At 62.7% G+C, this 24922-nt stretch carries 22 protein-coding genes, 1 tRNA gene and 2 pseudogenes; 11 read left to right on the top strand and 14 right to left on the bottom strand.

Features of this window, described 5'->3' with window-relative positions; all coding sequences use genetic code 11:
• Window positions 1-801, bottom strand: a complete 801-nt coding sequence (locus tag NKH02_RS12855) for a hypothetical protein (protein WP_352879153.1) — start codon at window positions 799-801, stop codon at window positions 1-3.
• A 158-nt stretch (window positions 802-959) separates the two neighbouring features.
• Between NKH02_RS12855 and NKH02_RS12850 the strand changes: the two genes are divergently transcribed.
• Window positions 960-1970: a sugar-binding transcriptional regulator gene (locus NKH02_RS12850; RefSeq protein WP_352879151.1), complete on the top strand. Its 1011-nt coding sequence runs from the start codon at window positions 960-962 to the stop codon at window positions 1968-1970.
• Here NKH02_RS12850 and NKH02_RS12845 read toward each other — a convergent pair.
• A pseudogene (locus tag NKH02_RS12845) lies at window positions 1957-2625 on the bottom strand (TIGR01459 family HAD-type hydrolase); the annotation flags it as partial. The gene NKH02_RS12850 and the pseudogene NKH02_RS12845 overlap by 14 nt on opposite strands.
• Window positions 2621-3043 (bottom strand): annotated as a pseudogene (locus NKH02_RS12840) (carbohydrate kinase); the annotation flags it as partial. The pseudogenes NKH02_RS12840 and NKH02_RS12845, both read right to left, overlap by 5 nt.
• A gap of 158 nt (window positions 3044-3201) precedes the next feature.
• On the opposite strand from NKH02_RS12840, the gene NKH02_RS12835 reads away from it, so the two are divergent.
• The 3 genes from NKH02_RS12835 (at window position 3202) to NKH02_RS12825 (ending at window position 5719) form a co-directional block, all read left to right on the top strand.
• A complete protein-coding gene (locus NKH02_RS12835; RefSeq protein WP_352870717.1) occupies window positions 3202-3555 on the top strand; it encodes a cupin domain-containing protein in 354 nt (117 codons plus the stop codon).
• Between the two features lie 214 nt (window positions 3556-3769).
• The gene (locus tag NKH02_RS12830) at window positions 3770-5278 is read left to right on the top strand and encodes a multicopper oxidase family protein (protein WP_352870718.1); all 1509 of its coding nucleotides are present in this window, start codon (window positions 3770-3772) and stop codon (window positions 5276-5278) included.
• A 6-nt stretch (window positions 5279-5284) separates the two neighbouring features.
• Entirely contained in the window at window positions 5285-5719 is a 435-nt protein-coding gene (locus tag NKH02_RS12825) for a YqaA family protein (RefSeq protein WP_352870719.1), read from the top strand.
• Here the strand turns inward: NKH02_RS12825 and NKH02_RS12820 are convergent.
• The 3 genes from NKH02_RS12820 to NKH02_RS12810 form a co-directional block, all read right to left on the bottom strand.
• Complete coding sequence (locus tag NKH02_RS12820; protein WP_352879149.1) at window positions 5702-6283, bottom strand: cytochrome b; 582 nt, start codon at window positions 6281-6283, stop codon at window positions 5702-5704. The two genes, NKH02_RS12825 and NKH02_RS12820, sit on opposite strands and share 18 nt — an antisense overlap.
• Window positions 6284-6416: 133 nt before the next feature.
• Window positions 6417-6493: transfer RNA gene (locus NKH02_RS12815), tRNA-Arg, on the bottom strand.
• Window positions 6494-6578: 85 nt separating this feature from the next.
• Window positions 6579-7742: a M20 aminoacylase family protein gene (locus tag NKH02_RS12810; RefSeq protein ID WP_352879148.1), complete on the bottom strand. Its 1164-nt coding sequence runs from the start codon at window positions 7740-7742 to the stop codon at window positions 6579-6581.
• 210 nt (window positions 7743-7952) lie between these two features.
• Here NKH02_RS12810 and NKH02_RS12805 point away from each other — a divergent pair, with 210 nt between their 5' ends.
• Together NKH02_RS12805 and NKH02_RS12800 are read left to right on the top strand one after the other, a co-directional pair.
• Entirely contained in the window at window positions 7953-9116 is a 1164-nt protein-coding gene (locus NKH02_RS12805) for a D-alanyl-D-alanine carboxypeptidase family protein (RefSeq protein ID WP_352879146.1), read from the top strand.
• 88 nt (window positions 9117-9204) lie between these two features.
• The gene (locus tag NKH02_RS12800; protein ID WP_352879144.1) at window positions 9205-10323 is read left to right on the top strand and encodes a CobW family GTP-binding protein; all 1119 of its coding nucleotides are present in this window, start codon (window positions 9205-9207) and stop codon (window positions 10321-10323) included.
• Between the two features lie 3 nt (window positions 10324-10326).
• Here the strand turns inward: NKH02_RS12800 and NKH02_RS12795 are convergent, their stop codons facing one another.
• The 5 genes from NKH02_RS12795 to NKH02_RS12775 all read right to left on the bottom strand — a co-directional run bounded on the left by NKH02_RS12795 (window position 10327) and on the right by NKH02_RS12775 (window position 14214).
• Window positions 10327-10578: a sulfurtransferase TusA family protein gene (locus NKH02_RS12795; RefSeq protein WP_502913805.1), complete on the bottom strand. Its 252-nt coding sequence runs from the start codon at window positions 10576-10578 to the stop codon at window positions 10327-10329.
• Window positions 10578-11876: a L,D-transpeptidase family protein gene (locus NKH02_RS12790; RefSeq protein WP_352879142.1), complete on the bottom strand. Its 1299-nt coding sequence runs from the start codon at window positions 11874-11876 to the stop codon at window positions 10578-10580. Before NKH02_RS12790 ends, NKH02_RS12795 begins: the two co-directional genes overlap by 1 nt.
• 217 nt (window positions 11877-12093) lie before the next feature.
• A complete protein-coding gene (locus tag NKH02_RS12785; RefSeq protein WP_352870726.1) occupies window positions 12094-13044 on the bottom strand; it encodes an acetyl-CoA carboxylase carboxyltransferase subunit alpha in 951 nt (316 codons plus the stop codon).
• A gap of 99 nt (window positions 13045-13143) precedes the next feature.
• Window positions 13144-14061, bottom strand: coding sequence for a site-specific tyrosine recombinase XerD (locus tag NKH02_RS12780; RefSeq protein ID WP_352879141.1), 918 nt, complete (start codon window positions 14059-14061; stop codon window positions 13144-13146).
• Window positions 14062-14214 carry a histidine kinase gene (locus tag NKH02_RS12775; protein WP_183454671.1) on the bottom strand — a complete coding sequence of 51 codons (153 nt, stop codon included), beginning with the start codon at window positions 14212-14214 and terminating at the stop codon, window positions 14062-14064.
• Window positions 14215-14424: 210 nt separating this feature from the next.
• On the opposite strand from NKH02_RS12775, the gene NKH02_RS12770 reads away from it, so the two are divergent.
• The 3 genes from NKH02_RS12770 to NKH02_RS12760 are packed head-to-tail and all read left to right on the top strand — an operon-like array spanning window position 14425 to window position 17068.
• Window positions 14425-15036 carry a shikimate kinase gene (locus tag NKH02_RS12770; protein ID WP_352870728.1) on the top strand — a complete coding sequence of 204 codons (612 nt, stop codon included), beginning with the start codon at window positions 14425-14427 and terminating at the stop codon, window positions 15034-15036.
• Window positions 15033-16175 carry a 3-dehydroquinate synthase gene (gene aroB / locus NKH02_RS12765; protein ID WP_352879140.1) on the top strand — a complete coding sequence of 381 codons (1143 nt, stop codon included), beginning with the start codon at window positions 15033-15035 and terminating at the stop codon, window positions 16173-16175. The genes NKH02_RS12770 and aroB overlap by 4 nt, the downstream gene beginning before the upstream one ends.
• On the top strand, window positions 16172-17068 hold the full coding sequence (locus NKH02_RS12760) for an HlyC/CorC family transporter (protein WP_352870730.1): 897 nt from the start codon (window positions 16172-16174) through the stop codon (window positions 17066-17068). Before aroB ends, NKH02_RS12760 begins: the two co-directional genes overlap by 4 nt.
• A 116-nt stretch (window positions 17069-17184) precedes the next feature.
• On the opposite strand, the gene NKH02_RS12755 is transcribed toward NKH02_RS12760, so the two are convergent.
• The 3 genes from NKH02_RS12755 to NKH02_RS12745 are packed head-to-tail and all read right to left on the bottom strand — an operon-like array spanning window position 17185 to window position 22014.
• Window positions 17185-18729 (bottom strand): SpoVR family protein, encoded by a 1545-nt coding sequence (locus NKH02_RS12755; RefSeq protein WP_352870731.1) that lies wholly within the window; start codon window positions 18727-18729, stop codon window positions 17185-17187.
• A gap of 9 nt (window positions 18730-18738) precedes the next feature.
• Window positions 18739-20046, bottom strand: a complete 1308-nt coding sequence (locus NKH02_RS12750) for a YeaH/YhbH family protein (protein ID WP_352870732.1) — start codon at window positions 20044-20046, stop codon at window positions 18739-18741.
• 18 nt (window positions 20047-20064) lie between these two features.
• Window positions 20065-22014 (bottom strand): PrkA family serine protein kinase, encoded by a 1950-nt coding sequence (locus NKH02_RS12745; protein ID WP_352870733.1) that lies wholly within the window; start codon window positions 22012-22014, stop codon window positions 20065-20067.
• Window positions 22015-22425: 411 nt separating this feature from the next.
• Here NKH02_RS12745 and NKH02_RS12740 point away from each other — a divergent pair, with 411 nt between their 5' ends.
• Window positions 22426-23232 carry an alpha/beta hydrolase gene (locus tag NKH02_RS12740; protein WP_352879139.1) on the top strand — a complete coding sequence of 269 codons (807 nt, stop codon included), beginning with the start codon at window positions 22426-22428 and terminating at the stop codon, window positions 23230-23232.
• A gap of 106 nt (window positions 23233-23338) precedes the next feature.
• Window positions 23339-24895, top strand: coding sequence for an acetolactate synthase large subunit (locus NKH02_RS12735; protein WP_352879137.1), 1557 nt, complete (start codon window positions 23339-23341; stop codon window positions 24893-24895).
• Window positions 24896-24922 lie beyond the last annotated feature (27 nt).

Here is a 24922-nt window from a genome sequence, read left to right as displayed (position 1 = left end):
TTACGGCAAATGGGCAAGCAAGGTGGCGAAAACCGGTGTCAATTCACTGATCGGGTTCGCCCTGGCGCAGGCCTGAACGATGCGGTCGTGGCGGATATCGGCTGCCAGGATCGCGATCTCCAGCATATCCGGCTCCGGCGAACCGTCCCTGCCGGTGGTGGCCAGGCCGCAAGCCAAAGCGAGCGGCGCCAGGCAGCTTATGTCGAGCGCTTGGCCGCCCACCGCCGGCGTTTCCGGCGCGGTCTCGGCAAAGCGAACGGGACGCTGGTTGAGGCACTCGACCAGCAACGCCGAACAAATGGCCGCGATCGCCTGCAGTCCGGCGCCCGGCGCGGCCAATGCGGCCAAAAGGTCGCCATGCCGCTTGCGCATCGTTGCATGGACGGCCGCGAAATCGGCTTCGTGGATGCGGGCATTGTCGATGTTCAGGCCGGCAAGCACCGCCTTGGTCAGATAGTACATATCGCGCCGGAACAGGCGCTCCGCGCTCAACTGGCGATCCTCGTTGCCGACCGGAAAATAGGTGCCGAGGCCTTTTACGGTCGTGCCGTCCACCTTTATCGGGCGCTCATGCGGGACGAAGGATTCAGCGATCGACAGCGCTTCGTCGACGGCGCTCGCGGCATGACTGAGCAGGCCTTCGATGCCCTTGCCCGGAAACGACGGCAGATGGCTGGTTGCTTCGCGCAGGACACTGACGTCGCCGCTGCCGTCATGGCGGCTCTGGCGTATCACGTCGCGGACTTCCCGCAGCCGGTCTTTCAGATTGACGCGGACATCTTCGGAGATTTGTCGGAGCATCGCGGATCGCCTCGAAATTGCTGCGGATGGCCGCCAACAGGTGGCGGCCATCACCTCTACATTGTTCCTATCGATTGGTAGATCAATAGGCGATACTAGACCAGCATGCAGAATCGGCGACGGCGCGCTCGTCCATTGCCGCAGGGGGAGAGACAAGCGTGAGCAGGCGACGACAGGGCGAAAGCGAAAACGGCCGAGGCGAGGCAACCGAGCAGGTCGCCAGCGAAAGCCGGACGGATCGCCTGAGGATCCGCGCCGCCTGGATGTATTTCGTCGAGCAGATGACGCAGAACGAGATCGCCGACGTGCTCGGGGTCGGCCGCGTCACCATCGTACGCATGCTGGCGGACGCCCGCGCGCGCAACGAGGTCAAGATCAGCATCGAAAGCGAGTTGTCCGAAATCGTGCGGCTGGAGCGCGCGCTGGAAAAGACGTTCGGGCTGCAGCAGGCGCTGGTGGCGCCGCTTTCCACGCCCGACGCCGATCCATTGCCGGCAATCAGCGCCAAGACCGGCAGTTTCCTGTCCGACACGATGAAATCCGGCATGCGGGTCGGCGTGGGCTGGGGCCGGACGCTGTTCTCGAGCCTGCCCTTCATCAGCGCCAAGTCGCTCACCGACTTCAAGGTCATTTCTCTGCTTGGCGGCGTCGGCGTCGTGCGGCGCTACAACCCGGCGGAGTTCGCCTGGCGCTTCGCCCAAATCTTCCAGGGCGACGGCTATCTGATCCCGACGCCGGCCGTCGTCGACAGCGTCGAGACCAAGATCGCGCTGGTCGAGCGATGCGGCCTGCAGGAGGTTTTTGAAATGGCCAACGTGCTCGATGCCGTTCTGCTGAGCGTCGGCGGCATCGCCTCGGCCACCACCTTCTCTCGCGGCGGCTTTCTCAAGGAAGCGGATCGGGAGGCCCTGCTTGCGCGTGGCGCCGTTGGCGACCTTCTGTTCCATTTCTTCGACCGCAATGGCGATCTGGTCGACCATCCCGTCAACAGCCACGTGATGTCGGTGGATGTCGACCGTCTGCGCAAGGCGCCGATCCGCATCCTCACCTCCGGCGGTGCGGAGAAGACCGAGGCGCTGCTGGGCGCCATGACCCTGATCGCACCGACGATCCTGATCACCGACGAGGAAAGCGCGCGGCGCATGCTGGAAGCGGTCACCGGAAGCTGAAGCTTTCGGTGATATAGTCCGGCCAGGCCTGCTGTTCGTCGAAAACGGCGGCGAGATCTGAAGTGTCCGCCAGTATTCCACTTAGCACCAGCGCGGTGGCGATTCCGGCGCTTTTTCCCCCCGATATGTCGTGCTCGACGCTGTCGCCGACGCAGACCACGCCACGGCGCTCCGGGTCGCCGACCAGCGTCAGGGCCACGTCGAAAATCGCCCTGTAGGGCTTGCCGATGCGGATGACGTTGCCGCCAAGGCTTTCGTAGAGATCGGCGATCTCGCCGGCGCCGAAGCGGGGGCCGACCGCCGTCAGCATGATCCTGTCGGGGTTGGTGCAGAAGCATGGCACGCGCCGCGCCGCTGCCGGGCCAAGCAGCCGGCGGTAATGGTCGAGATCGTAGCGGTCGCCCCCGCTGGCCGAGAGCAGCACCAGTTCGGCGTCTTCGCCGGCCTCGGTCAGTATAAAAGGCAGGCCCTCGATGGCCGTGCGGTCGTCGTCGCGGCTGATCAGCAGGCATTTTGTCCCCGGGCGCAGCCTTCCCGATGCCGCCATGTCATGAAAGGATCGCCACGCCACCTCTCCGAAGGAGACAAAATGGTCCCAGCTTCGCGGTTCGAAGCCAAGTTTTATGAGCCGGCTTTCATTGGGCTGCGCCCGCTTGCGCCGCTGGCCGGGGCAGGAGGCGTGGCGGCAACGCCGGATCGGCGATCGGGAAGCGCTCGCCAGCGGCGCTGAGCGGGTAGTAGTCGAGGCCGGTCGTGGTCCCCGGGTCGATTGCCGCGCTGAGTTCGATGATACGCGCGAGCGTAAAATGCTGGGCCAGCACCTTGCCGCCCGAATTCGACGCGCCGCCCGCCAGCCAGGCATTGCCGAGCCGATGGCTGTAGATGCCGAAGCGAAGCGCCGAAATCGGCTTGTCGGACAGGATCTTGATGGTCAGCGAGGATCCCAGCGCCGTGACGCCGTCGCCGATGGCCGCAGCATCGGTCGCCAGGAACGAGGCGCAGCCGTCCGTGGTGCCGGCGACAACGGCCACATCGCGCGGCAGGCCGAACAGCTCCGAGGCGGCCGCGGTGAGGGCGCAAGGCCGAGCTGGTTTCGGCCCGGCACAAACCCTAGGCCCAAACCGGATGCGCGGGCGCCTGGCACTGCCGGCGGCATTGCCCGCGGCAGGTGCATCGGATATCTGACCGTCCAGGCAAATAACGCCCACAACGCATAGACGGAGCCAAGGACATGACACGCAGCACGATCCTCAAATTCGGCGCCGTCGAAAACGCGGAAGCCGGCGATCTGGCCGGCTGGGTAGTGGTCGAGGGCAAGCCGACCATGAAAACCGCCGTGCAGCACACGACCGAGGACGGCAAGGTGTTGTCGGGGACCTGGCAGGCGACGCCCGGCACCTATCACGCGACCTACACCGACTACGAGTTCGTGCACATGATCGCCGGCCGCATCATCATCACCCCCGACGGCGGCACGCCGGTCGAAGTGGGCCCCGGCGACGCCTTCGTCGTGGAAGCCGATTTCAAGGGAACCTGGAAGATCATCGAGCCGGTGACGAAGCATTTTGTCGTCAGGGTCGGCTGAGACGGTCCTGTTCGCGTCAGCCGCTGACGGTCGGTGCCCATGGCGGGTCTTTGGCGCAATGGTTGCGCAGGCTGCTCGATCACCGACGAGCTTCCAATGGCCATGATGCTGGGCCGATCAGATGGCCTAAACGCCGCATTGACCTGACCGGGTATTGGCAGTCTTCTTCTTAGGATCATCCCTGGCGCTCCAGGACTGATCGGGGAGACGGCAGATGCATCGACGCGGTTTTCTGGCGGCAGGTCTTGCGATGGTTCTCGTGAGCGAGCGTGCCGTCGCCCAGATGAAGATGGACGACATGCCTGACGTGGATATGGGCGGCCACGCAGGCCACGATATGGGCGCCGCGCCGCAAGGCTCAGCCGTGCTGCCGGAAGGAGAAGCCCTTCGCGACTTGTCCCGCCTCGCCAACGAAGCCAGCACGCCCGGCCTGTTCAAGGCGAGGCTGACGGCTGGGTCCACCACGGTGCGTTTTTTAGAAGGGCTGGACACGCCGATCCTCGGCTATAACGGTATCTCCCCCGGGCCGCTCATCGAGGCGGTCGAGGGCGACCGGGTCGAGATTACCTTCGCCAACCGGATTGCGGACGAGGCGAGCACCATTCATTGGCACGGCATGCCGGTACCAGCCGACCAGGACGGCAATCCGATGGACCCGGTCGCAACGGGCACCGATCGCACTTACAGCTTCGACCTGCCGGAAGGCAGCGCCGGTTCCTACTGGTATCACCCGCATCCGCACGGCAAGACGGCCGAGCAGGTCTATCGCGGCCTTGCCGGCGCGTTCGTGGTCAAGCCGAAGGCCGATCCGATCCCGGCCGCTTACGGCGACACCGTGCTGGTGTTCACGGATCTACGCCTCGCAGCCGATGGCACGATGCCGGACAATACGATGACCGACCTGATGAATGGGCGCGTCGGCGACCATGTGCTGGTCAACGGGCAGAAGAATCCGGTGCTGACGGTCCCTTTCGGCACGAAGCGGCGCTTCCGGTTTTACAACGCGACCAACGCGCGCTTCTTGCGGCTCTCCTTCGACGGTGCGGCCATGACGATCATCGGAACGGACGGCGGTCTGCTGGAGGCGCCAGTGGCAGCCGACGACATCCTGCTTAGCCCGGCGGAACGGCTTGAACTGATTGTCTCCTTCGAGAAGCCTGGCCCCGTCACGCTGTACACGCTCGACTACGATCGCGGCTGGATGGGTCCTGGACGTCCCGCCGATGCCGGCCTGACGCTCTTTACGGTCAATGTTTCGGAGACGCCGGCCGAGCCGGTCCCGCCACTGCCCGACAGGCTGCGGCCAATCGCGGCCCTCGGCATTCCTGGCGTCAGCCGTCGCTTCGTCTTCACCGAGACCATGACCATGAATGCCACCGGCATGGAGATGGGGTTCCTGATCAACGGCGTCGCTTTCGACATGAACCGCGTCGACGTCGTCGGCAAAGCTGGACAGGTCGAACTCTGGGAGATCGTCAACAAGGCGGACATGGATCATCCATTCCATGTGCATGGGACGCAGTTCCAGGTGGTCGAGCACGAGCGCGGCGGCAAGATATCAAAGCCGGCCTATCGCGCCTGGAAAGACACCGTCAACGTCGCGCGCGGAGAGACGGTGCGGCTGCTGTTGCGGCAGGATCGGCCGGGGCCGAGAATGTATCACTGCCACATCCTCGAGCATGAGCAGCTGGGCATGATGGGCGTTGTAGACATGCGGGCATAGTCCGGCGTGGTGACGCTCTATGGCGCGCTGTTCATCAGCGCGTTCCTCGCCGCAACCATCCTGCCGGTCTCGTCGGAGGTGGTCCTCGCCGGCCTTATCGCATCGGGTCGTGGTGATCCGGCGCTGCTTCTGACAGTCGCCACGATTGGTAACACGCTCGGCTCCGTGGTGAACTGGATTGTGGGGCGTGGCGTCGATACGCTCCGGCTCAGACCCTGGTTTCCGGTCACTCCCGATCGTTATGAGCAGGCAAGCCGGACTTTCCGACGATTTGGCAAATGGACGCTGCTGTTTGCGTGGCTTCCGGTAATCGGAGATGCTTTCACCATCGCGGCAGGCGCGGCACGGGTGAATCTCGGCGTGTTCGTTGTTCTCGTCGCCTTGGGCAAGGCGGCGCGATACGCGGCTGTCATTGCGGGAGGATTATGGGCGATTGCGTGAGCTATCGTCGACAGCAAGCTGCGCTTTCGCTTTGCGCGAAACGATGTCCGAACGTCCAAAGAGCATGGTGTACATGACATCATCGCGAAGCAGCACGAAATGCACAAACGCAGCCAGGATGTGAATGCCGACGAATCCAAGCAGTATCCAGACCAGCTTTGCGTGGATGAACGCGAAAGCCCTTGCCGCTCCGACGGATGGCGCCGGCGGGACAGGCAAGTATCCGAAAAGCCGTGCGGGAGGCATGAAAGGCATTGGCCGGTAGCCGAGCCATCCCGTTATCAGGACGGCGAGAATCGTGACGTAGAGAAGCACGTGGAAGAATGAAGTCGCAAATCGTATGGGCTGTGAAGTTTGCCCGGCAGGAGCCCGGGTGAGGACGCGCCAGCAAAGCCTAAGGACAATGATGGCAAGGATCGTCACGCCGATCGACATATGGAGCGGAAGCCAGTTCATCGTCGCCATACCCGGCCCGTTCATCGGCCCGAAGGCAATGGCTATCTGCGCCGCGAGCGCGATCACGGTTAGCCAATGCAGAATACGAATGCCAAAATGCCAGCGCAAGCGAGGGTTCTCTCTCACATCCGAGGCCCGACGATTGTCAAATGCGCGCATGAGGGCGTGATGGTTTCACCCTCTCCAACGGGCCTAGTTTCGCAAAAAATATGGCGGTTCTTCACTAAGCCATTGAAAAGCATGGTGATCCCGACAGGAATCGAACCTGTGACCTACAGATTAGGAATCTGCCGCTCTATCCTACTGAGCTACGGGACCACGCGGGCAGACACATAGCCGCTTCGGATCGTTTCGCCAAGAGGCCGGCCGAACGCAATTCGGCCAGCCCTTGGTGTTGAAGGCATCAGGCGGCCAGCGCGGTTTCCGCCAGCTTCACCCAATAGCTCATGCCGTGCGGGATGACCTCGTCGTTGAAGTCGTAGGCCGGGTGGTGGAGACCGGCGGTGTCGCCATTGCCGATGAAGATGAAGGCGCCAGGGCGGGCTTCCAGCATATAGGAGAAATCCTCGCCGCCCATCACCGGCTGGATGCCTCGGTGGACATGGGCGTCGCCGGCGACACCGATCGCGACGTCGCTGGCAAACACCGTCTCTTCCGCGTGGTTGAAGGTCACGGGGTAATTTGCCTGATAATCGACCTCGATCTTGGCGCCGAACGCGGTCGCCAGCCCGTCGCAAATGGTGCGGATGCGCTCTTCGGACTTCTTGGCGATTTCCTTGCGCAAGGTGCGCACGGTGCCGGCGATTTCGGCGGTTTCCGGGATGATGTTGTAGGCGTCACCCGCATGGAATTTGGTCACCGACACCACCACGGCCTCGACCGGGTCGGTGCTGCGTGAGGCGATCGTCTGCAAGGCGCCGACCAGCTGGCTGGTGATGACGATCGGGTCGATCGTGCCGTGCGGCATCGCCGCGTGGCCGCCCTTGCCGCGCACGGTGATGGTGAATTCGGCGGTGGCGGCCATGATCGGGCCCGGGCGAATGGCGAATTGCCCGACAGGCAGGCCTGGCATGTTGTGCATGCCGAACACTTTTGAGATGTCGAAACGGTCCATCATGCCGTCCTTGACCATCTCGTTGCCGCCGCCGCCACCTTCCTCGGCCGGCTGGAAGATCACCGCCACCGAACCTGTGAAGTTGCGCGTCTCGGCGAGATATTTCGCGGCACCCAAAAGCATCGCCGTGTGGCCGTCATGGCCGCAGGCATGCATCTTGCCGGGAATGGTCGAGGCGTAGGACTTGCCGGTGATCTCGTTGAGCGGCAGCGCGTCCATGTCGGCGCGCAGGCCGATGGTGGGGCCTTGGCCCTGGCGGCCGCGGATGATGCCGACCACGCCGGTCTTGCCAAGGCCGGTGACCACATCGTCGCAGCCGAAGGCCTTCAGCTTTTCGGTGACGAAGGCAGCGGTCTTGAAGACGTCGAAGTTCAATTCTGGCGTCTGGTGCAGATGCCGGCGCCAGCCGGCAACTTCGTCCTGCATTTCGGCGGCACGGTTCAGGATTGGCATGATGGTTCCATCTCGCTGTTGGGACAGGCGGGTGTTGGCCGCTGCCTTGCAATTGTGATCGCCAGGCACTTTGCCATCTTGGCGTCACATAGGGTAAATAGCACCGCACGGTCCGGTTTTTGAGGGTCGGACCTATCATGCTGGCGACCGCGTAACGAAATCTTACGGAGCCAGGGGCGACTACGGCAAGAGGCGATTTCGGATTTGATCATGCGGCACAGGCATTTCCTCAAGCTATTCTCGGCTGGCACGATAGCGCTGTCGGTCCTGGCCGGGCCTGCGCTGGCCAATCCGGTGGTTGTGTTCGACCTCGGCAGCGGCCAGATCCTGCAGCATCAGGATGCATTCAAGCGCTGGTATCCGGCGTCGTTGACCAAGCTGATGACCGCTTATGTGACCTTTCGGGCGATCGCGGCGGGCGAGGTCCAGCTTGATTCGCCGATCAAGGTGACGAAACATTCCGCTTCCGAGCCGCCAAGCAAGATGGGCTTCAAGCCGGGCTCGGTGATGCGGCTCGACAACGCGCTGAAGATGATGCTGGTCAAATCGGCCAACGACATCGCCATGGCCGTCGGCGAGAATGTCGGCGGTTCGCAGGCAGCCTTTGCCGAACGGATGAACGCCGAAGCCACCCGGCTCGGCATGAACGGCACGCATTTCGTCAATCCGAACGGGCTCTATTCGCCGGACCAGTACACGACGGCGCGCGACCTTGCCGTCCTGGTGATGGCGATCCGCCGCGAGTTCCCGCAATATGCGTCTTGGTTTTCGATAGAAGGGCTTGCCGTCGGCAAGAAGGCGATCGCGAACTACAATCTTTTGATCGGCCGTTATCCCGGCGCCGATGGCATGAAGACCGGCTTTGTCTGCCCCTCCGGCTTCAACATGATCGGTTCGGCGACCCGCAACGGGCGCACGCTGGTGGCGGTGGTGCTTGGCGAGAAATCGGCGGTCACCCGTGCCGAGACCGCTGCGAGACTGCTCGACCAGGGTTTTGACACGCCGACCGCCGGGTCGGCCACCGTCACCACGCTGGCGCCCTATGGCGATCTGGTCTCGCCCAACGACATGCATGACGAGGTCTGCAAGAGGAAGGCGCCGCAGGAACAATCCGAAGCGCCGCCGGTTGTTGCCAAGAACGTGCCGAAATCGCCCTATCAGAAAAAGCTCGACCATGTGCCGACGCTGGTAGCCGTTGGCCTTGGCGGCGCCACCGGTCCGGCACCGAAGGCCATCCTCGACCAGGGCGGCCAAGAATACGCCGACGTGCCTATTCCGAGTTGGCGGCCCGACAGACCGGCGCCGACCGGCGCGGGCCCGAAGATTGCCGGCTCCGCCGCGCAGGGCGACCAGCCGGTCAAGGTTGCGAACTAAAGCCTGATGCCGAACCGAAGGTCCGCGACAGCGAAACTTTGATACCGTTTTTCGGAAAAGACATGCTCAAACAGGCAGATAGAGATCAATGAGCGGCTTCCCGATCCCAGTCTCTGTTCTGACCGGTTTCCTCGGAGCCGGCAAGACGACGCTGCTCAACCGGCTGTTGAAGGATCCGGCGCTGGCCGACACGGCGGTCATCATCAACGAGTTCGGCGAGGTGGCGATCGACCATCTGCTGGTCGAGCAGTCTTCCGACGGCATCATCCAACTTTCCGACGGTTGCCTGTGCTGCACGGTGCGCGGCGAACTGGTCGATACGCTGGCCGATCTGGTCGACCGGCTGCAGACCGGCCGCATCGCCCGTCTTGCCAGGGTCATCGTCGAGACCACCGGGCTGGCCGATCCGGCGCCTGTGCTGCAGTCGATCATGGCGCATCCCGCGCTGGTCCAGGCTTTCCGGCTCGACGGCGTCATCACGCTGGTCGATGCGGTCAACGGCAATGCCACGCTCGATGCCCATGTCGAGGCGGTCAAGCAGGTTGCCGTTGCCGACCGTATCGTGCTCAGCAAGGCCGATCTGCTCAGCGACCCCCGCGAATTGGAAACGCTGCGCGCGCGCCTGCGGCACATCAATCCGGGCGCCGAACTGTTCGATGCCGCCGACACGGGGACAGGCGTGGCGGCGCTGTTCGACTGCGGCCTCTATAATCCCGCCACCAAATCCGCCGATGTGCGGCGCTGGCTCGGCGACGAAGCGGCGCACGATCACGACCACCATCACGATCATCAAGATGGGCATGATCACGAACATGGCCATGACCACGGCCACCGCCATGATTCGCGTGTGCGCTCCTATTCGCTGGTGCATGACGGCCCGGTGCCGTTTTCAGCCATCGAGATGTTTCTCGACCTGCTGCGTTCGACGCATGGCGAGCGCCTGCTGCGGATGAAGGGCGTCATCGAACTCAGCGAAGACCCGTCGCGGCCGCTGGTGATCCATGGTGTGCAAAAAATCCTGCATCCGCCGGTGCAACTGCCGGCCTGGCCGGATGGCCAGCGGGGCACGCGGCTGGTGCTGATCACGCTCGACATGCCGGAAGACTATATCCGCCGGCTGTTCGCCGCTTTCACCAACCGGCCGTCAATCGATACGCCCGACCGCGCGGCGCTGGAAAACAATCCGCTGGCGATTGCCGGACGTTGAACTCTACGATTGCTGTTTTCCGCGCTCGACCAGGAAGCGATGACCACCGGACATCGCCGCCGTTTCAATCAACTGGTGGCCGCTTTCGGAACAGAATACCGGAATGTCGATGACGGCGAGCGGGTCGGTGGTCTCTAACCACAACCGGCTGCCCGGTTGCATGCCGGCAAGGCGCTTCTTCGCCTTGAGCACGGGCAAGGGGCAGTTCAGTCCCTTGAGGTCATAGACAACGGCGCGATCAGCCACGGGTGACATCAACCGCCGAACATACCGAGCAGCTTGTTCTTCAGCTTCGTCACCCGGCTCTCGTCGGCACTCGCCGCTTGCGTTTCAGCCACTGGCGCGGCTTCGGAAGGGGCCGCGATGGTCGCGGTGGCGACAGGGGCTTCCTTGGCGGCCTTCTCGGCCTCCTTTTCAGCCAGAGCCTGAGCCTTGGCGGCTTCCTTGGCTTGCTTGGCCGCCTCTATCGCAGCCAGCCTCTGCTCCTCGGCCTTCTGCTTGGCGGCTTTTTCGGCGTCGAGGGCAGCCATCTTGCGGCCGGCCGGCGAATCGATACGGCCCATACGCGCCGTTTCGGTGACCGAGCCGTCGTTGTTGAGCGACGGCGGGTCGATCGGCACGCGTTCGCCGCGCGCCCTGCGCTTGGACCAGTCGGAGACGATGCTGGCTTCCTTGATGCCGGCGATGGTCGGCTTGGGCGCCGGCACGCTGGCCTTGACCGCGCCGCTGAACGCCGCGTCGTAGGTGCTCATGTAGGAATTGTAGGCGCTTTTCAGCGAGTCAGGCTGCGTCGTCGCCGGGCAGGCACCGGTCGGATCGAATGTCTGGCCGTCTGCGGCAACCTGATTGAAGACGTAGCGCTTCTCGCAGACATCGACTTTCGGCGGCACCTTGGTGATCTCGAAATTGTCGTAGCCGACCTTCAGCATCTTCCAGAAGTCGTAATTCGGATCGTTGCGGTAGCGCGCCATGTTGGCGGCGGTCATGCGGAACGGAAACGCCTGGATCTGGAATTCGGTCTGGCCGCCCTGGAAGGCGTCGCGGCCGAAGGCATAGATCTGCTCGATCTGCGCGTCGGTCATCGAATAGCAGCCCGACGACGAACAGGCGCCGTGCACCATCAAATTGGAGCCGGTGCGGCCATTGGCGCGATCGTAGGCGTTGGGATAGCCGATGTTGAACGACAGATGGTAGTTCGAGCGCGGGTTCATTTGCGCCGGGCGCACCGTGTAGAAGCCTTCCGGCGCCTGGCGATCGCCTTCGGTGTATTTCGGCCCGAGCTTGCCCGACCATTTGCAGATGTCGTAGCTGGCCACCATGTCGTAGCGGCCGTTGGTCTTGGCCTTCCAGATTTCGAGCTTGCCTTCTTCCTTGAAGATGCGGGCCATCACCGACGAGGTGCGGACCATGCCCTTGGCCCTCATGTCGGCGAGGATCTTGTCGGGCAGCGGCTTGTTGGCCTCCGGGGCAAAATCCTTCATCGACGAATTGTTACACCCGGCAACGCCGAGGGCGGCGATCAGGATTCCGGTGCGGGCAAGCTTGACAAACATGGCTGCGGATATCGTCTTTTCTCTGGCGCGAGGGCAATTCATGCCCGGCTACTGCACTGAACGTGGACGGACCCTAAGCCCGTTAACCCTAACAAATTCCTTACCGCAAGTGCCGACGCGTCCCCCTGCGGCAGTCTCATTGAGCCGAATGCAGCGGCATTTTTGTGGCGAAAATGCTCCGCGCCGCCACAATTGTGGCGGGCGAGGTTGCCTGTGGTCAGAGGCTGCGGCCCATTGCCAGGTATTTCTCGCGGCGCTGCTCGCGAAAATCGGTGTTGGCGCCGGCAAATTCCTTCATCGTCCTGGCAATGAGGTCGCCGGTCGCGGCGATCACGGTTTCGGCGCCACGATGCGCGCCGCCTAGCGGCTCGGGAATGATGGCGTCGATGATCTTCAGCTCAAGAAGATCCTGGGCGGTGATCTTCATGTTCGTCGCCGCGTCCTTGGATCGCGTCGTGTCGCGCCACAGGATCGAGGCCGCACCCTCCGGCGAAATCACCGAATAGATGGAGTGTTCGAGCATGTAGACGCGGTTGGCGGTGGCGATGGCGATGGCGCCGCCCGAACCGCCCTCGCCGATGACAACCGAGATCGACGGCACCCTGAGCCTAAGGCATGTGGAGGTCGAACGGGCGATGGCTTCCGCCTGGCCGCGCTCCTCGGCGCCGACGCCGGGATAGGCGCCGGCGGTGTCGACCAGTGTCAGTAGCGGGATGTTGAACCGGTCGGCGAGTTCCATCAGCCGCACCGCCTTGCGGTAGCCTTCCGGCCGCACCGAGCCGAAATTGTGTTTCAGGCGGCTGGTCGTGTCGGAACCCTTTTCCTGGCCGATGATGGCAACAGGCTCGCCGCGGAAGCGAGCGAAGCCGCCGACGATCGCCTGGTCCTCGCCGAAATTGCGGTCGCCGGCCAGCGGCGTGAAATCATTGAACAGGCCCTTTATGTAGTCGACGCAATGCGGCCTGTCGGGATGGCGCGCGACCTGCACCTTCTGCCATGGCGTCAGCGCCTTGTAGGCGTCGCGTAGCGCGTCGCGGGAGCGCTTCTCAAGACGGCTGATCTCGTCGCCGACATCGACCGCCTCGCCATTCTCGGCGAGCTTCTTCAGTTCGAGGATCTTGCCCTCGAGGTCCTGCACCGGCTTTTCGAAATCGAGGTAATTATACATGCGTGAGCGGACCGATACATCGGAAGGCAATGGCTGACGGAACCCTTGGATACAAGGCTCCGGGCGGTGAAACGTCGTCCTCACATAGCGATATGAGGCCTAGTCGGCAAGCGGATGATGATCGTTGACCAACCGCACCAGCCGCTCTTCCAGCACATGGGTGTAAATCTGTGTCGTCGATATGTCGGCATGGCCGAGCAACTGCTGCACGGCCCTGAGATCGGCGCCGTTCTGCAGGAGATGGCTGGCGAAAGCATGGCGCAGTACGTGCGGCGAGATTTTCGCCGAGGCGATGCCGGCCCTCGCCGCCAGCCCTTTCAGGTCGCGGGCGAAGACCTGGCGCGAGAGATAGCCGCTGTCGGATGCGGCCGGGAAAAGGAACGGACTGTCGGCGAACGCTGGAACCTTGGCACGGGCGGCAAGCCAGGTCTTCATTGCCGTGCGCGCCTTGACCGAGAGCGGCACCATGCGCTCCTTGTCACCTTTGCCGCGCACCATGAAGAAGCGGTCGTCACGCTGTGCCACCGTCACCGGCAGGCCGACCAACTCGGAAACACGCAGGCCGGTGGCATAAAGCACCTCGACCAGCGCATGCAGGCGCAGTGCCGCCAGCCACTCACTGTTGCCGAGCCCTGAATCGCCGGCCTCAAGTGCCGCGCGGTCGATCAGCCGGCCGGTATCGGCCTCGCTCATCGTCTTGGGCAGCGGGCGGCCTTTTTTCGGGCTGTCCAGCGTGCCCGTCGGGTCATCGCCGCGCAGGCCTTCGGCGTAGAGGAATTTGAAGAACTGGCGGATCGCCGACAGCTTGCGCGCCTGCGACGTGGCGGCAAAGCCGCGCGCGGCGATGTCATCGAGATAGGCGCGGATGTCGGCGGCCGCCGCGCCGGCGAGCCCGCCATTGATCTCGCTAGAGGCGTCTTCGAGGTCACGGCGGTAGGAGGAAAGCGTGTTTTCGGCCGCACCCCGCTCGGCGCTCATCATTTCCAGAAAGGCTTCGATGCGGGCGGCGCTGTTCATTCAACTTTTCTTGGGGTTCAGCTTTTCCGCGGGGATGCGCACGCTCATTTCCCCCTTCTTGGGCTCCACGAACATCACCAGCGCGAACATCGTACCATAGGCAATGCCAGCTAGAATCGCTGTTATCACGACAAAGCGAAACAGTGTCGGCATCAATTTTCGCCCGTCTTCTTGTTCTGCGTTTCCAAACCCTGTGCCCTTATGGGACGCCAATCCGCCCAATTCAAGGAAGAAGCTGAGGCCTGTTAGCAACTTCCGATGCGGACCCAGCCAGCCCATATCGGGCTCAAGGTGCTTGCCACGCTTGACGCAAACGGGCTTTTCATGTCGATACGCCGGCAAAGAGGGCCCTCGAAACATTCGATGAACGCGCTGCCAGCAAATCCCCCAGACGAGACCCACGCCGCGCTGCTTGGCCGGCTGGGCGGCCGTTCCATCGTCTTTGTCGGGCTGATGGGCGCCGGCAAGACGGCGATCGGCCGCAAGGTGGCGACGATGCTGGCGCTGCCCTTCATCGACAGCGACCAGGAGATCGAAAGCGTCTCGCGCATGACCGTTCCGGAACTGTTCGAGCGCTATGGCGAGACCGAGTTCAGAGCGCTGGAGCAGCGCGTCATCCTGCGCGTGCTGGAAAACGGCCCGCAAGTGCTGTCGACGGGCGGCGGCGCCTTCATGAACGCGCAGACGCGCGAGGCTATCGCCGCGCAAGGCGTGTCGGTTTGGCTGAAAGCCGAACTCGATCTTTTGATGGACCGCGTCTCCAAGAAGCAGAACCGGCCGCTGTTGAAAAGTGCCGATCCTCGCGCCGTGCTGGAGCGGCTGGTGAGCGAGCGCTATCCGGTCTACGCGACATCTGACGTCACCGTGCCGACCCGCGACGACCGCAAGGAGGTCATCGCGACCGAGGTGGTGGACGCGCTGCGCCGGCATTTCGGCATCGATGAGACTGCCGCGACAGGCGAGGTGCGATCGTGAGCGTCGATGAACCCGTTGTTGTCGAAGTGGGCCTTGGCGACCGGACCTACGACATCCTGATCGGCTCGGGGCTGCTGTCGCGCGCCGGTGCCGAGATTGCGCGCCGCCTGCCGGGTACCCGCGCCGCTGTGATCACCGACGCCAATGTCGAGGCAGCGCATCTCGATGCGCTGAAGGCCGGCCTCGAAACGAGCGGCATCCAACCAGCCGTCATCACGCTGCCGCCCGGCGAGAGGACCAAGAGCTTTGCCCATCTCGAAGAGGTGGTCGACGGCGTGCTGGCTGCGAAACTGGAACGCGGCGACATCGTCATCGCCTTCGGCGGCGGCGTTATCGGCGATCTCGCCGGCTTTGCCGCCGGAATCGTGCGGCGCGGCATGAATTTCGTGCAGATCCCGACCTCACTGCTGGCACAGGTCGATTCCTCGGTCGGCGGCAAGACCGGCATCAACAGCGCGCGCGGCAAGAACCTTGTCGGCGTCTTCCATCAGCCGAAACTGGTGCTGGCCGACACCGGAGTGCTCGACACGCTGCCGATCCGCGAATTCCGCGCCGGCTATGCCGAGCTCGCCAAATACGGGCTCATCGACCGGCCGGAATTTTTCACCTGGCTGGAAGAGAACTGGGTGCAGGTTTTTGCCGGCGGACCGGAGAGGGCGCAGGCCATTGCCGAAGCCTGCCGCGCCAAGGCCGACGTCGTTGCCCGCGACGAGTTCGAGACCGGCGACCGCGCGCTGCTCAATCTCGGCCACACGTTCGGCCACGCACTGGAAGCCGCCACCCAGTATGACGGAACCCGCCTCGTCCATGGCGAGGGCGTTGCCATCGGCATGGCGCTGGCACATCGGTTCTCGTCGCGGCTGAACCTGGCCAGTCCCGACGACGCGGCGCGCGTCGAGGCGCATCTGCGCGCCGTCGGCCTGCCCTGGCGCATGGCCGATATCCCAGGCGATTTGCCGGATGCCGAGGCACTTCTTGCCTTCATCACCCAGGACAAGAAGGTGTCGCGCGGTGCGCTGACGTTCATTCTGACGCGCGGTATCGGCCAGGCCTTCATCGCCAAGGATGTTCCAGCGTCGGAAGTGCTGTCGTTCCTGAAAGAAAACCATCCCAGCCAGCAGGAAAGCCGGCTGAAATGAACAACGAGACCGGCTGGATCGTCGTCGCCGTCCTTGCCATCCTCATCCTGCTGGTCGTTGCCGTGCGCACGCGCCTGCTTGCCGCTTTTGGTTATGAGCTGTCGCGCATCGAGCCGCAGCGCTCGACCCAGGACGAATTGCGCGGCGCGGTCGACGATTTCCGTCGCGACGGCCAGGTGGTGCGCGAGGATCGCGATCGCGTCGGCGGCCTGTTCGATCTCGCCGAGCTCGAAGTCTCCGACATCATGGTCCACCGCACCAACATGCGCTCCGTCAATGCCGACAATGCGCCGGAGGCGGTGGTGCGCGAGATCTTGCAGAGCCCGCACACCCGCATGCCGCTGTGGAAGGGCTCGCTCGACAACATCGTCGGCGTGTTGCACGCCAAGGATCTGCTGCGCGCCTTGAACGAAGTCGGCAACGACTTCTCCAGGATCGACGTGATGAAGATCGCCTCGAAACCGTGGTTCGTGCCCGACACCACGACATTGCAGGAACAGCTCAACGCCTTCCTGCGTCGCAAGGCGCATTTCGCCGTCGTCGTCGACGAATATGGCGAGGTCGAAGGGCTGGTGACGCTGGAGGACATTATCGAGGAGATCGTCGGCGAGATCGCGGACGAGCATGATGTAGACATCCAGGGCGTCAAGCAGGAGGCCGACGGCTCCGTCGTCGTCGACGGCACCGTGCCGATCCGCGACCTGAACCGGGCGCTCGACTGGAACCTGCCGGATGAGGAGGCGACCACCATTGCCGGGCTCGTCATCCACGAGACGCAGTCGATCCCCGAGGAGAAGCAGGCTTTCACTTTCCACGGCAAGCGCTTCACCGTCATGAAGCGCGATAAGAACCGGATTGCCAGGCTGAGGATCAGGCCAGCCGGCGACGCTTAAAACGCATCCCATTGAAACGAAGACAGGCGACGCGCTTCAAGCCCCTGTTCAATGCATGTCGCGCAGGACCACCGCGCACTTTTTAGCGCCATGAAAACCAGCGCAGCTATGGAGCCTCATTCCGCGATCTGGCTCGTCGAGCGTTCGTGGATAGCCGCGCCCGTCTCAGCGTCGACGGCCGCCAAGCTGACCTCATAACCCCAAAGCCTGCGGATGTGACGAAGCGTGGCATCGCGGCTGGCATCCTCGAGAAGGATGCCGTCATTGACCTTGTGCCGCAGTCTCAAATGCCGGTCGCCGAGCAGATCGACGTCCACCACCTGGATGTCCGGTTGGTTCGCGCCGATCTCGTAGCTGTGGGCAAGCGCGGCGCGGATCTTGGCATAGCCGCGTTCGTTATGGATCGAGGCGACCCGGCAATGCGGTTGGTCGGCAACGTCACCGAGCACAAAGAACCGCCATTTCCGGATCAAGGTCGGACTGAGATACTGGCGGATGAAGGACTCATCGCGGTGGTCCGCCCAGGCATCGAGCAGGATCTCGAGCCAGTCGCCGTGGCCGGCGATGTCGGGAAACCATTCCCGGTCTTCCGCCGTCGGCTCGGTCGAGATGCGCTTAATGTCCTGCATCATATCGAGGCCGAGAGCGTAGGGGTTGATGCCGGAAAAGCGCGGATCGTCGTATGCCGGCTGGAAGACCACGTTGGAATGGTTCCGCAGGATTTCGAGCATGGCACCTTCGCTGATCTGGCCGCGATCGAACAGCATGTTCATCAGCGTATAGTGAACGAAAGTGGCGCAGCCCTCGTTCATCACCTGTGTTTGCCGTTGAGGATAAAAATATTGTGCTATGACACGAACGATCCTGATCACCTCACGCTGCCAAGGCTCCAGGACCAGGCTGTTCTTTTCCAGGAAATAAAGCAGGTTTTCCTCGGGCAGGTTGAGCGATTTCTTCCGCTCCGGCTCGTCGTGTCCCTTGTCGTTGGCCGTTTGCCGCGACGGCGGCAGCGTGCGCCACAAATCATTATAGGAGTGTTCTTCGTATTCGAGGCGCTCGCGAAGCCCTTCACGCTGCCGCTCCGACGACAGCTTCGGCGGCCGGTGATAGCGGAATACGCCCTGCGCCATCAGCGCGTGGGCAGAATCAAGAATAGTTTCGACGGCGGCGAGGCCGTGCCGCTCCTCGCAACGGACAATGTAGCCCTTTGCGAAGTCCAGGTAGCCGAGGATCGCCCCGGCGTCCGTCCACTGCTTGAACAACTGATTGTTCTTGAAGAAATGGTTGTGCCCGAGCGCAGCATGGGCCGTCACCAAGGCCTGCAGGGCCATGGTGTTTTCCTCCATCAGATAGACGATGCAAGGATTGGAATTGATGACCAGTTCATAGGCAAGGCCTCGCCCGCCTTTGCGATAAAGCAGGTCCTGGTGGAGGAAATGTTTGCCGAAAGACCAGTGACGGTACATCAGTGGCATGCCGACCGATGAATAGGCGTCGAGCATCTGCTGGGAGGAGATGATCTCCATCTGCACGGGGTAGGTTTCGAGATGAAGCTCTTCGACCGCGATTGCCTCGATCGCGTCATAGGTCCGCGACAATGTCTTGAAATCCCAGTCGGACCCTGAAAAAAGCAGGCTGGATTTACTGGCTTGTCTGGCCATCGGACCCCCTCATGCCCTCTTGAGGGAAGCCGGCTGTCTGCCGAAGAGTTGGCGAAAAACCGGGTAGATATCGGCGGGCGTGGCAATGCGGCTCATCTGGAAGTTCGGCCATCTCAGGTCGATTTCGCTATAGGCACGCCATAGCGATGTCCCGTTTTCGGTCGTGCCGAAGATATGGGCTTCTCGCTCGTCGATGATCTCGACATAGGCAAAATACTGGCACAGCCGCATGAGCTTGCCGTTGAGCAATGCCATGCATCGCTCAGAATCGCCGCCAAAATTGTCGCCGTCCGAGGCCTGGGCGGCGTAGATGTTCCATTCGTGGGCGGGGTAACGTTCGCCAATAATGCGGTGCATTTCCTCCAGCGCGGTGGAAACGACAGTGCCGCCGCTTTGCGTGTTGTAGAAAAATGTTTCCTCATCGACCTCCTGGGCCAGATGCGTGTGGCGGATGAAGACGATCTCGATGCGGTCGTAGCGCCGTTTCAAGAACAGGTGCAGCAGTACGAAGAAGCGCTTGGCCAGATCCTTTTCGCGCTCACCCATCGAGCCGGACACATCCATCAGACAGAACATGACGGCATTGGCGTTCGGCACAGGTCGGGGATCGAAGCGGTTGAAGCGGATGTCGACCGGATCGACATAGGCAATTCGTCTGCGCCGCCGCTCCAGCCGGTCAAGTTCTTCGCGCAACGCCGCAATGCGCTGGCGCGCCGCTGGGCTGGACGGCACCAACTCAAGCGTGGCGATTTCCTGAAGGATCGCGTCCAAATCCTCCTGCTTAGGACGCCTCAGCGCAATGCGGCGGCCGTGGCTGTTGCGCATCGTGCGCACAACATTGATGTTGGTCGGTGAACCGGTGGCGGCGAAGCCAGCCCGGCGCGGCTTGAAGGCAAGGATCTCCTTGAGGTTGAGCTTGACCATATCTGGGAGTTCGAGATCCTCGAAAAAAAGATCGAGCACCTCTTCACGTGACAGCACGAAACGAAAGTCGTCTTCAGACGCCGTGTTCCCCGGGGACGACGCTCCCGCGCCGCCGCCGGGCTTGGGGATCAGGTCTCCAGGGGAGAAATGCCTGTTGCCCGGCAGGATGTGCTGGCGCCTGCCGCTGTTGCGGGCGTTGTTGAAGCTTGGCTCGCCCGTGCCACTTTCGGGCATGGGCACAGCGTGCTCGGCATCGGCGTCGGCGATGCTGCCGGTGCGGATCTGATCGCGTATGCTCCGCTTCAGCTCCTCGCGCGCACGCCTGAGAAAGCGCTGGCGATTGCCGAGGCTCTTGTCTTTCGGATTCAGGCGACGGTCGATGAAGATCGGCATGGAACCATCCGGGCTCTTTCAACCCGCCCTGTTCACCCGCATGTACCAGTCCACAAGGCGACGCACCTGCCGCTGGGTGTAGCCACGCTCGACCATCCGCTGCACGAACTCATTGTGCCGCTTTTCCGTGACGCTATCCTGCTTGGAGCCGAAGCTGATCACCGGCAGGAGGTCCTCGACCTGGCCGAACATGCGCTTCTCGATGACTTCCCGCAGCTTTTCGTAACTTGTCCACGCCGGGTTGCGGTCGTGGTTTCTTGCGCGCGCGCGCAATGTGAACTTCACCACCTCGTTGCGGAAGTCCTTGGGATTGGCGATGCCGGCCGGTTTTTCGACCTGCGACAATTCCTTGTCCAATATCTCGCGATTGAGAACTTGGCCGGTATCGGGATCCTTGTAGTCCTGATCCTCGATCCAGGCATCGGCATAGGCGATGTAACGGTCGAAGAGGTTCTGGCCATACTCGCTGTATGATTCCAGATAGGCCTTCTGGATTTCGTGGCCGATGAACTCGGCATAGCGCGTTGCCAGCTCCGACTTGATGAACTCGAGATAGGCCGCTTCCGTCTCCTTTGGAAACTGCTCGCGCTTGATCGCCTCTTCCAGGATGTACATGAGATGCACGGGATCGGCAGCCACCTCCTTCGTATCGTAGTTGAATGTCTGCGACAGAATCTTGAAGGCGAAGCGTGTGCTGACGCCGGTCATGCCTTCGGCGACGCCGGCGGCGTCGCGATATTCCTGAACCGACTTCGCCTTAGGGTCGACGTCCTTCAGGTTCTCGCCGTCATAGGCGCGCATCTTGGTGTAGAGTGGCGAATTGTCATGCTCGGCCAGGCGGGTCGAGACGGTGAAGCGGCTGAGAATGTCCAGCACTTCGGGGGCGCAGGGGCTGGCGGCCAATTCGCTCTCCCGCAGCAGCTTTTCGTAAATCTGCCTCTCTTCGGTGATCCGCAGACAATAGGGCACCTTGACCACGAGGATGCGATCGAGAAAGGCCTCATTGTTTTTGTTGTTCTTGAACTGCTGCCATTCCGATTCGTTGGAATGGGCCACGATGATCCCCTGGTAGGGAAAGGCGCCGAAATTTTCGGTGCCGTTGTAGCTGCCCTCCTGGGTCGCGGTCAGCAGCGGATGCAGGACCTTGATGGGCGCCTTGAACATTTCCACGAATTCAAGCAGGCCCTGGGTGGTCCGGTTCAGTCCGCCGCTATAGGAATAGGCGTCCGGATCGGACTGGCTGAAATTTTCCAATTGCCGGATGTCGACCTTGCCGACCAGGGCCGAGACGTCCTGATTGTTCTCATCGCCGGGCTCGGTCTTGGCGATGCCGATCTGGCGCAATCGCGAAGGCATCAGCTTGACCACGCTGAACTTGGAAATGTCACCGGACAGTTCGTCGAGGCGCTTGGCCGCCCATGGCGAGATAAGCCCGTTCAGCCGGCGTCGGGCTATGCCGTATTTATCCTGCAGCAGGTCGCCCATGCGATCGGGATGGAAGAGGCCAAGCGGCGATTCGAAAACCGGGCTGATCTGGTTACCGACCTTCAGCGTGTAGATCGGGCGTTCCTCCATCAGTCTCTTCAGCCGCTCGGCCAGAGAGGATTTGCCGCCGCCGACAGGGCCGAGAAGGTAGAGGATCTGCTTGCGCTCCTCGAGGCCCTGGGAGGCATAGCGGAAATATCCGGCGATGCGCTCGATCGTATCCTCCATTCCATAGAAGTCGGAGAAGGAGGGATAGATCTTGACGGTGCGGTTTGAGAAAATGCGGCCTAGTCGCTCGTCCTTGCTGGTGTCGACCAAGTTCGGCTCGCCGATTGCCTCGACCATCCGTTCAGGCGCCGAGGCATACATCGATTTGTCCTCTCGGCAGGCAAGAAGGTACTGCTGGAGGCTGATTTCTTCCTGGGCCGCGTTCGCATAAATCTCCGAAAACAGATCGAAGACGTCGGACTGATTCTCACGCATGATATTCTGCCCTCAAAGCCGTTCTGGCCGCCGGATGGCTCCTCAATCCATTCAACTACCGGGAGTGCATTGTGGTTCCCTTCAGATGATGCACTTGGCATCGAAACTCGGAGACCTCGCGTCGAAACCCGGGACGGCACCCCATGTGATTGGAATGCGTATCCAACAACTTAGGGCGGTGATGGCCAGATGAGGCCATCGAGGACAAATATTGATTTCGTGAACTGAACCGCGAGCGCAGTGCATTTGATGCGGTGAGAGCTGTCGCCCGATGCGGGTTCGATGAAGCAGGTCGATCGCGGTTCGGGTCGATGATCGATCGCCGAACCAGATCTTTGGATATTGCCAATCCTTGACTGGACGCTCGTGGCGCCCGCGGGCACTCTTGGCCGACACGGTCGGGAGACCACGATGATCGATCGGCGAAGCCTCATTCTGGCTTCCGTGGCGGCGATGCTGCCGTTGGGAGCATCGGCCGCGTGGCGGCTGCGCCAACCGGCGCCAAAAACCGTCGACTACGGGCCGGCGAAACTCGACATCTATGCCCCCGAAGATGCAACCGCACTGCCGGTCGTGCTTTTCGTTCATGGCGGCACCTGGCAGTCTGGAAAGCGAAGCCAAGTCAACGCCAAGCCGGCCTTCCTGCTGGCCAACGGCTTCTGCTTCGTCTCCATCGATTACCGGATGTTGCCTGAGGCCGATGTCGCCACCCAGGCCGGTGACGTCGAAAAGGCCTACGGCTATATCAGGGCCAACATCGCTCAGCATGGCGGCGACCCTAATCGCATTGTCGGCATGGGCCATTCGGCCGGCTGCCATCTGATTGCGCTGACTGGCATGCGCGGTGGGTTGCCTGGCGTCGCTGCCCTGCTTCTCGACGATACAAGAGCCTACGACCTTGCAGCGCTTGCCAAGAATGGCGGCATGGTGCGGGCTTATGCGCGGGTCTTTTCCGACCCCGCGCAATGGGCCGCACTGTCACCCATCAGCTATGTCGACGGCCGCAAGCATCCGCCGACCTTCATCGCCTATTCGCGGGCGCCTGGCCGTGGCGAGGCCTCCAAGGCCTTTGCCAAGCGCCTGCGCGCCACCGGCACCAGGGTTACGCTGTTCGACGGCAGCGCCTATACGCACATGTCGATCAATCGCGATTTCGGCGACGACGGCGACGCGCTGACCACTGCCGCGCTGGCATTCCTGAAATCGACGGTCGGCTGATCGAGGCTCGTGCGTTAACGACTGGATCAGACCAAAAGCACTGGCGGGACATTGCCGTGCGGGCGTCCCCGGGTGCAAGTGACCTCTTTGATCGGGAGAGAATTGCATGAACGGCGGCGCCGATGTCCTGTGTGACGTGCTTCTGGCCAATGATGTGAGGGTCTGCTTCGCCAACCCCGGCACGTCAGAAATGCATTTCGTTGCAGCGCTTGACCGCAAACCGCGGATGCGTTGCGTCCTCGGCCTGTTCGAGGGCGTGGTGACGGGGGCCGCCGATGGCTATGCGCGGATGACCGATCGCCCGGCCGCGACGCTGCTGCATACCGGTCCCGGCTTGGCCAATGGTCTCGCCAACATGCACAATGCGCGGCGCGCGCTCAGCCCGATGATCAACATTGTCGGCGACCATGCCTCCTACCATCTGCCGCTCGATGCGCCACTGACCAGCGATATAGAGAGCCTCGCGGCGCCGATGTCGAACTGGGTGCGCCGCATCGGTGGCCCGGACGATGTCGCGCCGGCGACCGAGGCGGCCTTGCGCGCATCGCTGACGCCTCCCGGCGTGACGACGCTGATCCTGCCGGCCGATGCGGCCTGGGGTGAAGTCGGTGCGGCTTCGGTCGGTAAGGTAAGGCTGGCGCCGCCGCCCGCCGTCGACATGGACGCCGTGCGCATGGTCGCGGCAGCGATCCGTGCCGCTCCGGGTCGCGTTGGCATGGTCGTTCGCGGGAAGGCCGCACGAGCCGATGGGCTTGCCATTGCGGGGCGGATTTCGACAGGCAGCGATGTCCGTCTGTTCAGCGACGTCCTGATCGCCCGCATGCAACGCGGGCGCGGGCGAGTCGCGCCGACCCGCATCCCCTATCCGGTGGATGCGGCGACGGCGGTGCTCAGGGATATCGATGTTCTAGTGCTGGTCGGCGCGAAGGAGCCGGTTGCCTTCTTCGCCTATCCGGGAAAGCCCGGGCGGCTTGTCCGTGAGGGGTGCCAGGTGCTGACGCTGGCCGGCCATGGCAGCGATCTGAATGCGGCGCTGGAGGCGCTGCGCGACGAACTCGGCATAAAGCCGGCGCAACAACAGGCGTTCGCGACCGCCTTTCCCGACGAGACACCGCCGAGCGGCAGGCTGACGGAAGATGCCATCGCATTGTCGGTGGCGCGCAAACTGCCGGCCGATGCGATCGTCTGCGATGAAGCGGTTACCTCGGCGCGGCGTTTCTTCGCGCTATCGGCCTTTGCCGCGCCGCACGACTACATGATGGGCACAGGCGGATCGATCGGCGGGGGCATCCCGATGGCGACCGGGGCGGCGATCGCCTGTCCGGACCGCAAGGTGATCAATCTCGAGGCCGATGGCAGCGGCATGTACACCGTGCAGGGGCTGTGGACCCAGGCCAGGGAGAATCTCGACGTGGTGACGATCGTGTTTTCCAACCGGACCTATGCGATCCTGCATGGCGAGATGAAGAATGTCGGCGTCGAGACGATCGGCGAGAACGCCAGGCGCATGCTGGACCTCGACCATCCCTCGCTGGACTGGATCTCGCTGGCCAAAGGCATGGGCGTGGAGGCGGCCCGCGCCGATACGTGCGAGCGGTTCGACGCGCTGCTGGACAGTGCCCTGTCGCGGCGCGGGCCGTTCCTCATCGAAGCGGTGCTCTGAGCGCGCGGAAAGTGGGCGTCGGACCCT

Origin of the sequence: Mesorhizobium sp. M1396, from assembly GCF_040317725.1 — a bacterium.
Taxonomy (GTDB): domain Bacteria; phylum Pseudomonadota; class Alphaproteobacteria; order Rhizobiales; family Rhizobiaceae; genus Mesorhizobium.
The sequence above is the reverse complement of the archived record's forward strand: the minus strand, read 5'-3'. Positions and strand labels throughout refer to the sequence as shown.

Excerpts from the sequence above, each read along its gene's own strand:
- NKH02_RS12830 (WP_352870718.1), top strand. The coding sequence starts at position 3,770 with ATGCATCGACGCGGTTTTCTGGCGGCAGGTCTTGCGATGGTTCTCGTG.
- NKH02_RS12855 (WP_352879153.1), bottom strand. The coding sequence starts at position 801 with ATGCTCCGACAAATCTCCGAAGATGTCCGCGTCAATCTGAAAGACCGG.
- NKH02_RS12760 (WP_352870730.1), top strand. The coding sequence starts at position 16,172 with ATGAACAACGAGACCGGCTGGATCGTCGTCGCCGTCCTTGCCATCCTC.
- NKH02_RS12750 (WP_352870732.1), bottom strand. The coding sequence starts at position 20,046 with ATGCCGATCTTCATCGACCGTCGCCTGAATCCGAAAGACAAGAGCCTC.
- NKH02_RS12775 (WP_183454671.1), bottom strand. The coding sequence starts at position 14,214 with ATGCCGACACTGTTTCGCTTTGTCGTGATAACAGCGATTCTAGCTGGC.
- NKH02_RS12785 (WP_352870726.1), bottom strand. The coding sequence starts at position 13,044 with ATGTATAATTACCTCGATTTCGAAAAGCCGGTGCAGGACCTCGAGGGC.
- NKH02_RS12790 (WP_352879142.1), bottom strand. The coding sequence starts at position 11,876 with ATGTTTGTCAAGCTTGCCCGCACCGGAATCCTGATCGCCGCCCTCGGC.
- NKH02_RS12810 (WP_352879148.1), bottom strand. The coding sequence starts at position 7,742 with ATGCCAATCCTGAACCGTGCCGCCGAAATGCAGGACGAAGTTGCCGGC.
- NKH02_RS12780 (WP_352879141.1), bottom strand. The coding sequence starts at position 14,061 with ATGAACAGCGCCGCCCGCATCGAAGCCTTTCTGGAAATGATGAGCGCC.
- NKH02_RS12755 (WP_352870731.1), bottom strand. The coding sequence starts at position 18,729 with ATGGCCAGACAAGCCAGTAAATCCAGCCTGCTTTTTTCAGGGTCCGAC.
- NKH02_RS12745 (WP_352870733.1), bottom strand. The coding sequence starts at position 22,014 with ATGCGTGAGAATCAGTCCGACGTCTTCGATCTGTTTTCGGAGATTTAT.
- NKH02_RS12735 (WP_352879137.1), top strand. The coding sequence starts at position 23,339 with ATGAACGGCGGCGCCGATGTCCTGTGTGACGTGCTTCTGGCCAATGAT.
- NKH02_RS12740 (WP_352879139.1), top strand. The coding sequence starts at position 22,426 with ATGATCGATCGGCGAAGCCTCATTCTGGCTTCCGTGGCGGCGATGCTG.
- NKH02_RS12835 (WP_352870717.1), top strand. The coding sequence starts at position 3,202 with ATGACACGCAGCACGATCCTCAAATTCGGCGCCGTCGAAAACGCGGAA.
- NKH02_RS12795 (WP_502913805.1), bottom strand. The coding sequence starts at position 10,578 with ATGTCACCCGTGGCTGATCGCGCCGTTGTCTATGACCTCAAGGGACTG.
- NKH02_RS12800 (WP_352879144.1), top strand. The coding sequence starts at position 9,205 with ATGAGCGGCTTCCCGATCCCAGTCTCTGTTCTGACCGGTTTCCTCGGA.
- NKH02_RS12805 (WP_352879146.1), top strand. The coding sequence starts at position 7,953 with ATGCGGCACAGGCATTTCCTCAAGCTATTCTCGGCTGGCACGATAGCG.
- NKH02_RS12770 (WP_352870728.1), top strand. The coding sequence starts at position 14,425 with ATGAACGCGCTGCCAGCAAATCCCCCAGACGAGACCCACGCCGCGCTG.